Origin of the sequence: Marinomonas profundimaris (assembly GCF_000508165.1) — a bacterium.
Lineage (GTDB): Bacteria > Pseudomonadota > Gammaproteobacteria > Pseudomonadales > Marinomonadaceae > Marinomonas > Marinomonas profundimaris.
Window position 1 is genome coordinate 169,300 of sequence record NZ_AYOZ01000045.1, and the last position, 12,821, is coordinate 182,120.

Genomic DNA, 12,821 nt, shown 5'->3' on the forward strand with positions numbered 1-12,821 from the left:
CTAATGTAGATTAAGCGAAAACCATTTCAGGCACATGATCTGGTACAACCAGCTTGCCTTGGGTTTTCTCAATGATCTCTTCGATGGACACGCCCGGTGCTCTTTCTTTTAGCACAAATGCGCCGTCTTCTATTTCTAGCCACGCCAAATCTGTCAGCACTTTCTTAATACAGCCCTTGCCCGTCAGCGGCAAACTGCAATTGGATAACAATTTAGACTCACCCGTTTTCGACGCGTGCGTCATGGTGACAATAATATTGTCTGCACCCGCAACCAAATCCATCGCACCGCCCATGCCTTTCACCAACTTATTGGGAATCATCCACGACGCAATGTTGCCATTTACATCCACTTCGAACGCACCCAACACAGTTAAATCCACATGACCGCCGCGGATCATCGCGAACGATTCCGCCGATGAAAAAATAGACGCGCCTTTGACCGTCGTCACCGTTTGTTTGCCTGCGTTGATCATGTCGGCGTCGATGGTTTCTTCCGTCGGAAATTCGCCCATGCCAAGCAAACCGTTTTCAGATTGCAGCATGACATCCATGTTTTGAGGGACGTAATTGGCGACTAAAGTGGGAATACCAATGCCTAAATTGACGTAAAAACCGTCTTGTAATTCTTGGGCGACACGCTGCGCCATTTGCTCTCTTGTCAGTGCCATTTCAAACCTCTTTTTTTTATTTTTTTGTCTTATGCAACCGTCTTAATGGTTCTTTGTTCGATGCGTTTTTCAAACGTGCCGAGCACGACTCGATCCACATAAATACCAGGCGTGTGAATGTGCGCTGGGTCTAATTCGCCAACCTCAACAATCTCTTCCACTTCCACAACGGTGATCTTGCCAGCGGTCGCCGCAAGAGGATTAAAGTTTTGTGCCGTATGACGATAAACCACATTGCCATAACGGTCGGCTTTCCAGCCTTTTACAATCGCGAAATCACCAACAATGGCTTCTTCCATCAAGTATTCACGACCATCAAATACCTTGGTTTCTTTGCCTTCAGCCACCGGCGTGCCAACGCCCGTCGCGGTATAAAAAGCAGGAATACCCGCGCCACCCGCACGCATTTTTTCAGCCAATGTGCCTTGAGGAGTCAATTCCACCTCAAGCTCACCGTCTAACAATTGTTTTTCAAATAAGGCATTTTCACCAACATACGACGACACCATTTTGCGGATCTGTTTGTCTTCGAGCAAAATGCCCAAACCAAATCCATCGACACCACAGTTGTTCGACACAACCGTTAACCCTGTCGTGCCTTTGCGTTTTATCTCTGCAATCAGGTTTTCAGGAATACCGCACAATCCAAAGCCACCGGCAAGAACCGTCATACCGTCTTCTAGCCCAATCATGGCGTCTTCGTAAGAAGTGACCACTTTGTCAAAACCTGCCATCGTCATTTCCTCATTATTATTTTTGATTGTTGACCAGTTTGACTCAAGGCGATAAATTAATTAAATTTGTTTTTTCTATTTATTAATAAGTTTTCCAAATATATTTGGCAGCGAAAGCACCATAATAAAAAAGCGTTTCGGATGACGCATTAGCAAGCACAGCCATTGTGCAAAGGTATCTATGAACATCAAACAAGTGAAAGCTTTCTTGGCCGTCGCCCAATCCATGAGCTTTGCCAGCGCCGCCACACAGCTGCATTTGTCTCAACCTGCGCTGAGCTTATCGATCAAAAGCCTAGAAGAAAATTTAGGCGGCAAGTTGCTGACTCGAACCACTCGACACATTGCCTTAACCCCAGAAGGCGAAGCGCTCCTGCCTATCGCGAGGCGATTATTAGCCCAATGGGAAAATGCCGAAGACGAGATGAAGCAACGCTTTGCCTTGCAACTTGGTAAGATCGCTATTGCGTCCATGCCTTCTTTTGCGGCGTCATTATTGCCAAAAGCGATTCGTAATTACCACGAATCTTACCCAAACATTCAGGTGGCGATCGACGATGTGCTGTCGGATGTGGTGGTGGAAATGGTGCGAAATAACCAAGTGGAATTAGGTATTTCGTTTGAGCCGAACAACCTGTTGGATTTGTCTTTTTACCCACTGTATGACGACACGTTTATCGCCATTCTGCCCAAAGATCACCCGTTAGAAAAACAAGACACCATTTCTTGGCCTGCTCTTTTGGAGTACGACTTTATTACCTTACAGCGCCCTTCCAGTGTTCGCGCCATGATAGAAAGCACACTGAATGACGCAGGAATCGAGCTGAGTGTGGCCTTCGATGCTCACCAACTTGCTACGGTAGGACGTATGGTCAGCGAAGGCATGGGCGTGGCCGTTGTGCCGTCAATCTGTCGTCAACAAGCCAACGAACAAGGCGCAATTATTCGCCCTGTCATCCAACCTGAAATCCATTGTCGCGTTGGTGTTATTTGTCAGCCAAGGTCCAACCTTTCTATTGCCGCCGCCGCCATGCTGGATGTGCTGATCAATACCTATGCTTGAACATTATTCTTGCTACTTAAGTTATATTAAGAAAATTGCATTCCTATCCAGAGAATCTTCTATTAGACTCAATCATGTACAGTATTGTACGAGCTCAAAAAAAACCTCTTTAAGTTCCCGCTTAAAGAGGTTAACTAGGTCTCAATCAAACACTTGCACACTTAAACTGACTATTTTTTAGTTGGTTTAAGTGAGCCATTTCATATTAGTTCAGTGGTTCAAAATCCAAATCTGCGATTTTTTGCACTTTATCGACACGTTTAATGCCATAAACCGTATCCACACCAATCCATGTGTCCCAAATTTTATCTATGGTGCCATCATTTTCCATGGCCATTAAAGCGGTATTCACTTTTGTATAAAACGCGGCTTCACCTTGGCGCATGCCAACTCCTACTGGCTCTAATGCCATGGCATCGTCAATCATGGCCAACTCAACGCCGCTTTCTTTCGCGCTGCGGATTAAACTACGAGCGGTCATTCCATTGGTCACAACACCCAAGGATTTATTTTGTAAAACCGCTAGGTACGCAGAGCCCGTATCTTGGAAAGTTACCGGAGTCGCACCCGCTAAGCGAATGGATTGCTCCGATGTTGAGCCTTTCGTCGAGCTGAGTTTTTTACCGTTAAAGTAGTCTTTGGATTTGTTTGCCAATGGCGCTTTAACAACAAGGCGCTCACGGGCGATGTAATAAGGGTCACTAAATTGAATCTGCTCAGCACGTGTTTTTGTGTAGGCTAGATTCGCGATAACCACATCAACTCGACCTTGGCGAAGTTCAGGAATACGCGCTTCAACAGAAAGAGGCTTGAGTTCTACTGGCACACCTAATTTGTCAGCAAGACCTTTGCACAAATCCGTATCCATACCGACTAATTGACGAGTCTCAGGATCTGGAGATGAAAACGGTGGCACATCGGCAAAGACACCACACACAAATTTGCCTTTACTTTGAATATCTGACCATTGATCGGCATGAGCCGCTGAAATGGCAAGCGTACTTAGGGCCAAGGTTGCTGTAATTGATTTAATTATCATCGTTATGTTCCTTTTTTAGTTGGTTTAATTACATCGTTTTCAATACTTCACTTACAAACTACTCTTGCTTTACTAACCGCGAATATCACGAATAAAACTCTGCGCTCTAGGGTGCGTAGGGTTTTGGAAAAAAGTTTCTGGATCAGAGGTTTCCAATATTTTCCCTGCATCCATAAACCAAACTTTATCGGCCACTTCACGAGCGAAGTTCATCTCATGGGTGACGCACATCATGGTCATGCCTTCTTTTGCTAGCGACTTCATGACACTCAATACTTCACCGACCATTTCTGGATCAAGTGCACTGGTTGGTTCATCGAACAACATCGCAGGCGGCTCCATAGCCAGCGCTCTCGCAATCGCCACACGCTGTTGTTGGCCGCCTGATAGTTGATTCGGGTAGGCATTGGCCTTGTGAGACATACCCACCATGTCTAATAGCTCAAGGGCTTTGTTTTTAACATAAGAGGTGTTTAAGCCTTTTAATTTCAGTGGCGCTAACATGATGTTGTCCAACACCGACATGTGCGGGAATAAATTAAAATTCTGAAAGACAAAACCCACTCGACTACGCAAGCTATTCAAGTTTGCATCAACACCATAAACATCATGGCCATTGTATAGAATTTGCCCACCTTGAATTTCTTCCAACCGATTTACGGTTCTAATTAACGTCGATTTACCTGAGCCTGATGGACCACAAACAACCACTACTTCGCCCTTTTTCACCTCAGCGTTTACATCTGCCAACGCTTGGTATTCGCCGTACCATTTATTTACTTTTGAAAAAACAATCATATCGTTCACCAATGTCTATTAATGTTAAGAAGTCGTTAGAAAGAAAGTGATTCATCTTAGGTTGCCAGCAAATCACTGCCTTGCCGTTTCTTTTCGATACGACGTTCAAACCACTGAGCTAACTGAGTCAGACCAAAACACAAGATGTAATAGGTCACCGCCAAAATGAAATACACTTCAAAGGGTTTTACTAATAGCTGGTTATTGACTTGATTCGCAGCAAAGGTCATTTCTTGAGCATTAATAATGTAACCAAGCGAGGTTTCTTTAATAATCGAAATGAATTGACTGATTAAACTAGGTATCGAGTTATACAAAGCCTGAGGCAACAAGATAAAAAACATGGTTCGGAAGTAACCCAAACCCAACGCTCTGGAAGCCTCCACTTGGCCAGCTGGCAAAGATTGCAAGCCGCCTCTAACGATTTCACATAAATACGCGCTTTGATAAAGCACTAAAGTGCATAACATAGTGGTAAAACCACCAATATTTCGGCCAATTAACGATGGCACTAAAAAATACGTCCAAAAGATAATCATGATCAGCGGAATACCACGCATCACATACACCCAAACCGTAACGGGATGACGAAATATGCCAAAGGGAGACGTTCGTGCAATCGCTAACAGTACACTCAATGGAAAGGCAATAATTAACGCCAAAGAAGCCAAAATTAAGGTGTTAACTAACCCACCTAAAGGACCATGCGGGTATTGACCAATCAGGAACAGCTCCCAATATTGACTTAAAATATCAATTACATTTGCAAACATAGTGGATTACCTCGCATAAACTTTATTTAGTTTCTTCGCAAAAAGAGCCCCTGCAAACATAAGCAACAGCGAGAAAAACAGGTAAACCAAAGTAGCCACTAAATAGGACTGAAATGTGAGAAAAGTATAATTTTCGACTTCTCTCGTCGCATACGTGAGCTCAACTACTCCAATAGCCATTGCCAAACTGGTATTTTTGAACAACAACACAGTGTGATTAATCAGAGAAGGCAGCGAATTACGAATTCCTTGCGGCAATATGATGTAATACATAGAGCGTAAGTAACCAAACCCTAGTGCCCTAGATGCTTCTGTCTGACCACTGGATATGGCACGCATACCACTACGAATGTCTTCTGAAAAGTACGCCGCTTGACACAACCCTAGTGCAACAGCGGCAAAAATAAATTCCGCATTTTGATCAACCAGCCACATCTGTAGTTCAAAAGGGAACAATGATGAGATACCGAAGTACCACAGCATCAATTGCACAAGCGTTGGAATATTTCGGTGGTAAGACACATAGGCTGCCACCAAAGCAACCGCCACTTTATTATTGGTTAACCTGATAACCACCAAACTTAATGCTATGACCATTGCCAGTACCCAAGATAAAGCGGCAAGTTCGAGTGTCATCTTGATGCCGCGAATAATGATATCTAGGTAATCACCTTGAAGAACTTTTTCGAGACCTTGTGTAAACTGACTCATGTAGAATCCCTAATTATGTTTATCATTCTGCTGCTTCTAAACCTCTTTACTCAGCGTTTAAAAGCAGCGACTTCAGAATTAATTAAACATCGGTTGGTCGCGTCGTTTGCAACCCGCCAGGTACCTGCATGGTCGGCGTAATTTCCATATGACCGACGTTAACGGCAATGGGAGCATCAATCGCAAAAGCAATCGCATCGGCGATGTCTTTCGCAACAGGCAATTCATAGCCTTCAATGTAGTTTTTATAGGTGGCTTCTGAATCACCATGAACGTGAGCAAAAATATCGGTTGCCACCCGTCCTGGACAGATTTCTGTCACCCGCACTCGTTTACCAAATGCGTCAATTCGTAGTTGGCGAGAAAGCATGCTCACAGCGGATTTCGTCGCATGGTAAGTCGAGTTGCCGCCAAAGTTATAAGCGCCTGCGATAGAGCTGATGTTAATAATATGGCCACAATCGCGGGCAACCATACCTGGTAGGGTTAATCGACAAAGCTGTAAAACAGCGCGCAGGTTCACATCAATCAGAGCATCAATTCCCTCCGCATCGGCTTTTAAGATAGAACCAGGGCGATCCACACCAGCACTGTTAACCAAAATATCAAACTCGTGTTCAAGACAAAGTGCCGTTAACTTCTCTAAATCCGTCACATCAAAAGCATGAGCAATACAGCCGGTTTTTTTTGATAATTCCGCAAGCTTCTCTGCACTACGAGCAAGCGCATGCACTTCGATTCCTTCCTGAGTTAAACGCTCAACGGTAGCAGCACCAATGCCCGAAGATGCACCAGTAATTAAGGCTTTTTTGTAAGTTGAAAATGGCATGAAATGTTCCTTTTAAAATAAAGTATGAGTTGGCTGATTTAGGATGAATAGCCCATAATCCGCTCTTGTTAAATTCAATTTATAGGTAATTCAAAAAAATGGATAAGATGAATTGCGTGTCTAGCAATAAGGTTGCCTTATGTTTAAAAAACACCTTATAAATCAAATTCCTAATTTCGATAATGGCGTAATCACCCCACCATTTTCTTCAATATAATGGCGTATTTTTCCGGCTAAATTGACGGCACCATCCGTATCACCATGCACCAAAATAGATCGTGCTGGCATGACGACTATTTCACCGTCATAGCAAGTGACTGTACCGTCGTTGAGTAGCTGATCAATTCGTTGCAGGACCTGTTTTTCATCCTTAATAACCGAGTTCGGCTTGCTCCTTGGCACTAATAAGCCCGATGCCTCATAAGCTCGATCCGCTAAAAAAGTAGTTTCAATTCTAAGGTTATGACGCTGAGCGGCACGCTCCATTGCCACACTAGAGGAAGAACTAATAATCAACTCAGAATCAAATTTTGCGACGATTTTAAGAAGCGCATCGGCCAGTTCATGATCGGAGGCGACTTGATTTCCCAACGCACCATGAAAACTCATATGCGTCAGCTTATGACCCTCCGTCCGAGCAAAACCCGCGAGTGCGCCAAGCTGGTAAATCACCAGACTCTCTAATACCTCAAGCGGCAATGCTATTTTATTGCGACCAAAACCCTGAACATCATCAAACCCAACATGTGCACCTAAATCTACGCCAGATACTTTTGTTGATCTGACAGTATTACGCATGATTAATGGATCTCCAGCATGGAACCCACAAGCCAGATTAGCGGATGACAAAATGGGGATAAGTGCCGCGTCATCGCCCATGGTATAAGAGCCAAAGCCCTCCCCTAGGTCTGCATTTAAATCAATTTTCATAACATAAAACCTAAATTTTGAGAGTCGTATTGAAAAAGTTCCGTGCCGTATTCCACAACTTGACCGTCTTGGATTTCTGCCAATTCAATGACCGATTTATTAACCGCACGTACCGGTAACTGCAGTAAACCAACATGAATCGTGGCCAATAATTCTTCTGCTTCAACTTGTCTGGGGAAGCCTAACTCGCTATTAAAAAAGTGCAGTATCCCAACGGTTGGCGACACGATGGTCTCTTTAGCACGTTGGGATTTAAGGAGGTTATCTTGCTCAAAAACGGACATTTGCAACTCGGCTGGCAGTGTTTTTTCTGCAGCCATACGTTCGTTCTGATCACGTTTTAAATGAATGGACGTTAAACCATTCTCTAGCCGCAACTCAGTCAGATCAGAGCGGTTTAATAATGAACTCAAGGTTGTGATGAATTCGACATCAAGTTCCGAGGTATTTTTATCCATCATACGAATGCCTCCTGTAGTGAAATCATCTGCTTAACATCATCAAGATATCGTTTGTTTTGTTGCATGGCTGCCGCCGCGTCTTTAAGCGAAACCTCTTTAAAAACAATATGTTTCCCTATCGCTGCTTGCCCTATTCGCCAAAGATCAGCTTCAATTACCGTGCCAAACTTCGGATAGCCGCCTGAAGGTTGAGCATCACGCAGCTGAATAATAGGCTGGCCTCCCGGCGGAATCTGAATCACCCCCGGAACGATACCGTGAGAAAGGGTTTCAATCGGCTTCTCAGGACGAATTTCCGTGCCGTGAAGACGATAGCCATAGCGGTTGCTCTGCGGCGTAACCTTCCAACGATTGTTCCAAAAGAGTTCTTTCGCTTCCGTAGCGTATTCGTCGTATTCTGCTGCAGTAACAACACGCAGCTCGATGGTATTTTCCTGTTCAAAAGCCAGCGCGGATAACGGAGATGTCATACCAAAATCTAATGGGCGATTATCCGTTGCTTGGATGGCGGGTAAGCAATCACCTTTTTGCAACATACGCCCTTCCAATCCACCAAATTCACCACGTAACTGCGTGCTTCTGGAACCTAAAACAATAGGTACATCAATCCCGCCACCTAATGCCAAATAGGCTCGACACCCTTTTTTTGGTTGATGAATGGTGAGCACTTGTCCGGCCTTAGCAGAGTACGCCCACCAAGTCGGTAACCTACTGTTATCTAGAGAAACCTCTCCTTCTGTTCCTGTAACGGAAAAGTCGCAGTCCTGCGTAAAACGCACTTTAAAAGGAAAAATAGGAATTTCAATGCTCGCTGAATTTTCAGGATTCCCCAACATGATATTAGCGGCGGCTAAGGAAAGCTGATCCATCGCACCAGCCGTACCCACGCCATACTGGCGCGACGTTAAGCGCCCAAAATCTTGCACAGTACAGAGTGCGGCAGAAGACATAATTTCAATCATTGAATGATCTCCTCGACACAAAAACGGATATAGTCACCAGGACGGCATAAAGCAGGCGGCATTTTATTGACATCAAAAAACTGCATTTTGGTACGACCTATGGTGTTCCAACCACTTGGCCCTTGTGACGCGGAAACCCCGGTCTGTACACCACCGATAGACACAGCCCCACCAGGAAGATCAGTAATCGGTACTTGCCTTCTTGGCGTGGCCAAGGTTGAGTCCATCCCACCGAGATAACAAAAGCCGGGGTGACTCCCTAACGCATAAACTGGGTATAACGGAGCGGTATGACGACGCACAATTTCTTCTATCGATAAACCGGTATGCGTCACCACATCTTGCATGTGTGGCCCACACTCAGTTCCGCCATAAATCACCGGCAAATCAATTACCTTGCCATCTTTTTGAATGCCTTCCACATGACGCCAAGCGTCAAGCAATTTGGCTTTTATCGGTTCAATGTCCTCTGGCAATTCAAGATAGGTAATCATGATGTTGTTCATACCGGGAATCGCTTCTAATACATTCGGCCAACTTTCGACTTGCTCCGCTAACCCCCAGATTTTTTGCTGGGTTTCAAGCTGCAATGGCGCAGGGGCTTGCAGCAAAATGCCAGACGTTCCTAACAAGCTAATGAAAGGCTGTTCTTCATTGGCAATCATGATGTGACCTCCTTGGCATCACCCGATGGGCTCAAAAGTTTTTCTAAATAATGGATATCCACACTACTCGACCGTATCGAAGGGTCATCCAACAATGTTTGGTGCAACGGAATATTGGATAGAATGCCACTTAAGTGTGTTTCTCTTAATGCTAAGCGCATTTTGGCAAACGCCTCGTCACGGTCTTTGCCATGGGTAATGATTTTCGCCACCATAGAATCGTAATAAGGTGAAATCACTGCACCGCTATGAATGTGTGTATCAACCCGCACACCCAAACCACCCGGCGCCTCCCAACCCGTAATCTTGCCAGGTGTTGGCACAAAGGAATCGGGATCTTCGGCGTTGATTCGACACTCCAGCGAGTGACCTTTGCATTCAACATCGGCTTGCTCTAATGGCAGTTTTTCACCTTGAGCGATTTGAATTTGTAATTGGACAATGTCTAGTCCTGTGGTCATTTCCGTCACCGGATGTTCAACCTGTATACGGGTATTCATTTCGATGAAATAGAACTCGTCATCTTCATAAAGAAATTCAAAGGTTCCCGCACCTTGATAACCGATTGCCATACAAGCCTGTGCACATCGGTCACCTACTCTTGCTAACAGTTCACTGTCTACATTCGGAGCAGGCGCTTCTTCTAACACCTTTTGATGACGACGCTGTAATGAACAATCACGACTTCCAAGCCAAATGGCGTTGCCATGAGAATCACTCACTACCTGAATTTCGATGTGCCTTGGGTGTTGTAAGAACTTTTCCAGATACACTTCCGGATTACCGAAGGTTTTACGGGCTTCTTCTTGTGTGAGCTTCACCGCTGACAGCAATTCACTAGAGTCATGAACGATTCGCATACCACGGCCACCACCACCTGCGGAGGCTTTTATAATGACAGGAAAGCCGATGTTTTCTGCGATTGTCTGTAAACTCGATTCGTCTGAGCCTAGTGCACCTTTTGAACCGGGTACACAGGGAACGTTGCTCGCCAACATGGCATTACGTGCGGCAATTTTGTCACCCATAACACGGATATTTTCTGGCGAAGGACCAATAAAAATCAGTCCGGCTTGCATCACTTTTTCTGCGAACCCTGCATTTTCGGACAAAAAACCATAACCAGGATGAATTGCTTGCGCGCCAGAAACCTTGGCAACACCCAATAAAGCCGCTTGATTCATGTAACTCTTGGTCGAATTCGCAGGACCAATACAATAAGCTTCATCTGCCAACGCCACGTAACTGGCGTCTTTATCGGCCGTTGAATACACAACCACCGTGGCTAGATCGAGCGCCTTACAAGCCCGCAAAACCCTTAACGCAATCTCGCCTCGGTTCGCTATTAGCACTTTGTTAAACATATAACCCCCTTAAAAATATCGACCTAACCAATCACAAATAGCACTTGACCGGATTCCACTTCATCACCTGATGCCACACGAATCTCTCGCACGGTACCGGACGCTTCCGCTTCAATAGGGTGAAACATCTTCATCGCTTCTAACAAACACAAAGTTTGACCTTCGATAACAGAATCACCGACCGATACATAAGCTTTTTCATCTTCTGATGGTGACAAATACACCACACCATAAAGCGGTGATTGCACTGATACATCGCTATTGTCATGAGTTGATAAAACGATTTCAGCTTGAGGTAGATGATGGTCAGACTCGGATACGTCAGTCGGTTCACTAACCGTGTCCGATGGCAAAGAGAAATTGCTTGAAGAGGTCACCCCAGCGGTATTTTGTTTACTGCGATGCAATGTCAAACTGACCTCACCCTCTTGGTAAGTCAGTTCTGACAATCCCGATGAGCTCATAAGCTCTACTAATGACGTAATTTTTTGAGAATCCATAGGCGTGCTTCCAGTCGCTAAAACATTGTCTAAATGCGTTAGCAACTACTCTAAACACCTAATTTGACGATGACTAAGAGGGTTTTTGATTGGTGAGATAAGAGACTCTTATGGTTACGAAGCAAGCGCCGTTTTATCGGTTAACACGTCCCCCGCTAACAACTCGCCAACTAATTCCAATAAAATATCTTTTACCGCTTGTGCAGGAATAGAAAGAGGCAAATGATCAGAAAGACACAACGCCAGTGGCGCTTCGACTATTGGTGATATAATTCGACACAATTTCGCCTCTGTTTGATCCGACAAAGCAATCGCGGCCGACTCAGGTAAAATCGTTACCCCAAGATCATTTTCGATCGCCGCCGTCAATGTGGTGGTGGATTCAATCTCGGCAATAATATTAGGGGTCACACCAATACTGAGGCACGCCTGATCCACCAATTTACGCACCACGTTGTACTTTCTTGGCATTAATAAATTCCATTGCGCTACCTCTTTTAAAGGCACGTCGGAGTGAGGTAAATCTCGGTTAGGAGAACTCACTAGATACAAGGGCTCTTTAACTAAAGGCACAAAACTCAATCCATGAATCACCTTATCACCGTATAAAACCCCCATATCCATACGACCGCTCATGATCAGCTCACTCAAGGTGGTGCCGAAATTTTCATTAAGATACAAAATAATGCCGGGATGCTTTTCTCTTACACGTTTTAACAAGGGCCAAGACAAAGTTGAGGCAGCGGTACCCGGTGCAAGGCCAACAGACACATTACCGGTCAAAGCTTTGCTAGAGGCCAACACATCGCCCATAGCTTGCTCGCATTGACGCAAAATCACCTGAGCATGGGCATACAAGATTTTGCCCGCTTCCGTCGGTGTCACGCCTCGTTTCGTGCGAATCAACAGTTGCTGTTTTAATTCACCTTCTAACGTGGCCAATTGCTGGCTTAACGCTGGTTGAGCGATAAAGAGCACTTCAGCGGCTTGAGTCAGACTGCCGATATCGACAATTTTTACAAAGTATTTTAATCGAGTCAGATTCATTGGTTTGACCTATCGTTTGTTATGACACATCACCACCAATACGCACAATTCGTACCAAAGCACCAAAATTAAATCTAAAATCTCACACAACGCTACAAAACCACAGGATTCATGCAGCCTTTTACGTAACAACCAACATAAGAAAAAGTGATAGCAACTTACAAAAATAAGAAAAAATGCACTGAAAAGGGACAAAACACACCAGTAAATTGATTTTACAATCATCATTCACACAACGCATAAGGCTTGCTTATATAACCAGAACAAAGTCGTTT

The 12,821-nt window shown here is 44.6% G+C and carries 15 protein-coding genes; 1 reads left to right on the forward strand and 14 read right to left on the reverse strand.

All coding sequences use genetic code 11. The annotated features are described in order from the left end of the window. Nucleotides 1-10 precede the first annotated feature (10 nt). Nucleotides 11-670: a CoA transferase subunit B gene (locus D104_RS32930; RefSeq protein WP_024024931.1), complete on the reverse strand. Its 660-nt coding sequence runs from the start codon at nucleotides 668-670 to the stop codon at nucleotides 11-13. Nucleotides 671-699: 29 nt separating this feature from the next. Then, the gene (locus D104_RS32935) at nucleotides 700-1,404 is read right to left on the reverse strand and encodes a CoA transferase subunit A (protein ID WP_024024932.1); all 705 of its coding nucleotides are present in this window, start codon (nucleotides 1,402-1,404) and stop codon (nucleotides 700-702) included. Between the two features lie 181 nt (nucleotides 1,405-1,585). Here D104_RS32935 and D104_RS32940 point away from each other — a divergent pair, with 181 nt between their 5' ends. Beyond that, the gene (locus D104_RS32940; RefSeq protein WP_024024933.1) at nucleotides 1,586-2,467 is read left to right on the forward strand and encodes a LysR family transcriptional regulator; all 882 of its coding nucleotides are present in this window, start codon (nucleotides 1,586-1,588) and stop codon (nucleotides 2,465-2,467) included. Between the two features lie 205 nt (nucleotides 2,468-2,672). Here the strand turns inward: D104_RS32940 and D104_RS32945 are convergent, their stop codons facing one another. The 12 genes from D104_RS32945 to nac form a co-directional block, all read right to left on the reverse strand. Next, nucleotides 2,673-3,506 carry a transporter substrate-binding domain-containing protein gene (locus tag D104_RS32945; protein WP_024024934.1) on the reverse strand — a complete coding sequence of 278 codons (834 nt, stop codon included), beginning with the start codon at nucleotides 3,504-3,506 and terminating at the stop codon, nucleotides 2,673-2,675. A 72-nt stretch (nucleotides 3,507-3,578) separates the two neighbouring features. After that, entirely contained in the window at nucleotides 3,579-4,304 is a 726-nt protein-coding gene (locus D104_RS32950; protein WP_031215176.1) for an amino acid ABC transporter ATP-binding protein, read from the reverse strand. A 56-nt stretch (nucleotides 4,305-4,360) separates the two neighbouring features. Further along, nucleotides 4,361-5,077, reverse strand: coding sequence for an amino acid ABC transporter permease (locus D104_RS0119030; RefSeq protein ID WP_031215177.1), 717 nt, complete (start codon nucleotides 5,075-5,077; stop codon nucleotides 4,361-4,363). Between the two features lie 6 nt (nucleotides 5,078-5,083). Then, on the reverse strand, nucleotides 5,084-5,788 hold the full coding sequence (locus tag D104_RS0119035) for an amino acid ABC transporter permease (protein ID WP_031215180.1): 705 nt from the start codon (nucleotides 5,786-5,788) through the stop codon (nucleotides 5,084-5,086). Nucleotides 5,789-5,870: 82 nt separating this feature from the next. After that, the gene (locus D104_RS32955; RefSeq protein WP_024024936.1) at nucleotides 5,871-6,617 is read right to left on the reverse strand and encodes an SDR family oxidoreductase; all 747 of its coding nucleotides are present in this window, start codon (nucleotides 6,615-6,617) and stop codon (nucleotides 5,871-5,873) included. 162 nt (nucleotides 6,618-6,779) lie between these two features. Further along, nucleotides 6,780-7,547: a LamB/YcsF family protein gene (locus D104_RS32960; RefSeq protein WP_024024937.1), complete on the reverse strand. Its 768-nt coding sequence runs from the start codon at nucleotides 7,545-7,547 to the stop codon at nucleotides 6,780-6,782. Continuing rightward, on the reverse strand, nucleotides 7,544-8,008 hold the full coding sequence (locus tag D104_RS32965; protein WP_024024938.1) for a hypothetical protein: 465 nt from the start codon (nucleotides 8,006-8,008) through the stop codon (nucleotides 7,544-7,546). The genes D104_RS32960 and D104_RS32965 overlap by 4 nt, the downstream gene beginning before the upstream one ends. Further along, nucleotides 8,005-8,970 (reverse strand): 5-oxoprolinase subunit C family protein, encoded by a 966-nt coding sequence (locus D104_RS32970; RefSeq protein ID WP_024024939.1) that lies wholly within the window; start codon nucleotides 8,968-8,970, stop codon nucleotides 8,005-8,007. The genes D104_RS32965 and D104_RS32970 overlap by 4 nt, the downstream gene beginning before the upstream one ends. Beyond that, entirely contained in the window at nucleotides 8,967-9,635 is a 669-nt protein-coding gene (gene pxpB, locus D104_RS32975) for a 5-oxoprolinase subunit PxpB (protein WP_024024940.1), read from the reverse strand. Before pxpB ends, D104_RS32970 begins: the two co-directional genes overlap by 4 nt. Further along, nucleotides 9,632-10,999 carry an acetyl-CoA carboxylase biotin carboxylase subunit gene (gene accC / locus D104_RS32980; RefSeq protein WP_024024941.1) on the reverse strand — a complete coding sequence of 456 codons (1,368 nt, stop codon included), beginning with the start codon at nucleotides 10,997-10,999 and terminating at the stop codon, nucleotides 9,632-9,634. The genes pxpB and accC overlap by 4 nt, the downstream gene beginning before the upstream one ends. A gap of 23 nt (nucleotides 11,000-11,022) precedes the next feature. After that, a complete protein-coding gene (accB, locus tag D104_RS32985; RefSeq protein ID WP_024024942.1) occupies nucleotides 11,023-11,499 on the reverse strand; it encodes an acetyl-CoA carboxylase biotin carboxyl carrier protein in 477 nt (158 codons plus the stop codon). 114 nt (nucleotides 11,500-11,613) lie between these two features. Beyond that, nucleotides 11,614-12,546 (reverse strand): nitrogen assimilation transcriptional regulator NAC, encoded by a 933-nt coding sequence (nac, locus tag D104_RS32990; RefSeq protein ID WP_024024943.1) that lies wholly within the window; start codon nucleotides 12,544-12,546, stop codon nucleotides 11,614-11,616. Nucleotides 12,547-12,821 lie beyond the last annotated feature (275 nt).

Excerpts from the sequence above, each read along its gene's own strand:
- nac (WP_024024943.1), bottom strand. The coding sequence starts at position 12,546 with ATGAATCTGACTCGATTAAAATACTTTGTAAAAATTGTCGATATCGGC.
- D104_RS32950 (WP_031215176.1), bottom strand. The coding sequence starts at position 4,304 with ATGATTGTTTTTTCAAAAGTAAATAAATGGTACGGCGAATACCAAGCG.
- D104_RS0119030 (WP_031215177.1), bottom strand. The coding sequence starts at position 5,077 with ATGTTTGCAAATGTAATTGATATTTTAAGTCAATATTGGGAGCTGTTC.
- D104_RS32940 (WP_024024933.1), top strand. The coding sequence starts at position 1,586 with ATGAACATCAAACAAGTGAAAGCTTTCTTGGCCGTCGCCCAATCCATG.
- accC (WP_024024941.1), bottom strand. The coding sequence starts at position 10,999 with ATGTTTAACAAAGTGCTAATAGCGAACCGAGGCGAGATTGCGTTAAGG.
- D104_RS32960 (WP_024024937.1), bottom strand. The coding sequence starts at position 7,547 with ATGAAAATTGATTTAAATGCAGACCTAGGGGAGGGCTTTGGCTCTTAT.
- D104_RS32935 (WP_024024932.1), bottom strand. The coding sequence starts at position 1,404 with ATGGCAGGTTTTGACAAAGTGGTCACTTCTTACGAAGACGCCATGATT.
- pxpB (WP_024024940.1), bottom strand. The coding sequence starts at position 9,635 with ATGATTGCCAATGAAGAACAGCCTTTCATTAGCTTGTTAGGAACGTCT.
- D104_RS32945 (WP_024024934.1), bottom strand. The coding sequence starts at position 3,506 with ATGATAATTAAATCAATTACAGCAACCTTGGCCCTAAGTACGCTTGCC.
- D104_RS32965 (WP_024024938.1), bottom strand. The coding sequence starts at position 8,008 with ATGATGGATAAAAATACCTCGGAACTTGATGTCGAATTCATCACAACC.
- D104_RS0119035 (WP_031215180.1), bottom strand. The coding sequence starts at position 5,788 with ATGAGTCAGTTTACACAAGGTCTCGAAAAAGTTCTTCAAGGTGATTAC.
- accB (WP_024024942.1), bottom strand. The coding sequence starts at position 11,499 with ATGGATTCTCAAAAAATTACGTCATTAGTAGAGCTTATGAGCTCATCG.
- D104_RS32930 (WP_024024931.1), bottom strand. The coding sequence starts at position 670 with ATGGCACTGACAAGAGAGCAAATGGCGCAGCGTGTCGCCCAAGAATTA.
- D104_RS32970 (WP_024024939.1), bottom strand. The coding sequence starts at position 8,970 with ATGATTGAAATTATGTCTTCTGCCGCACTCTGTACTGTGCAAGATTTT.
- D104_RS32955 (WP_024024936.1), bottom strand. The coding sequence starts at position 6,617 with ATGCCATTTTCAACTTACAAAAAAGCCTTAATTACTGGTGCATCTTCG.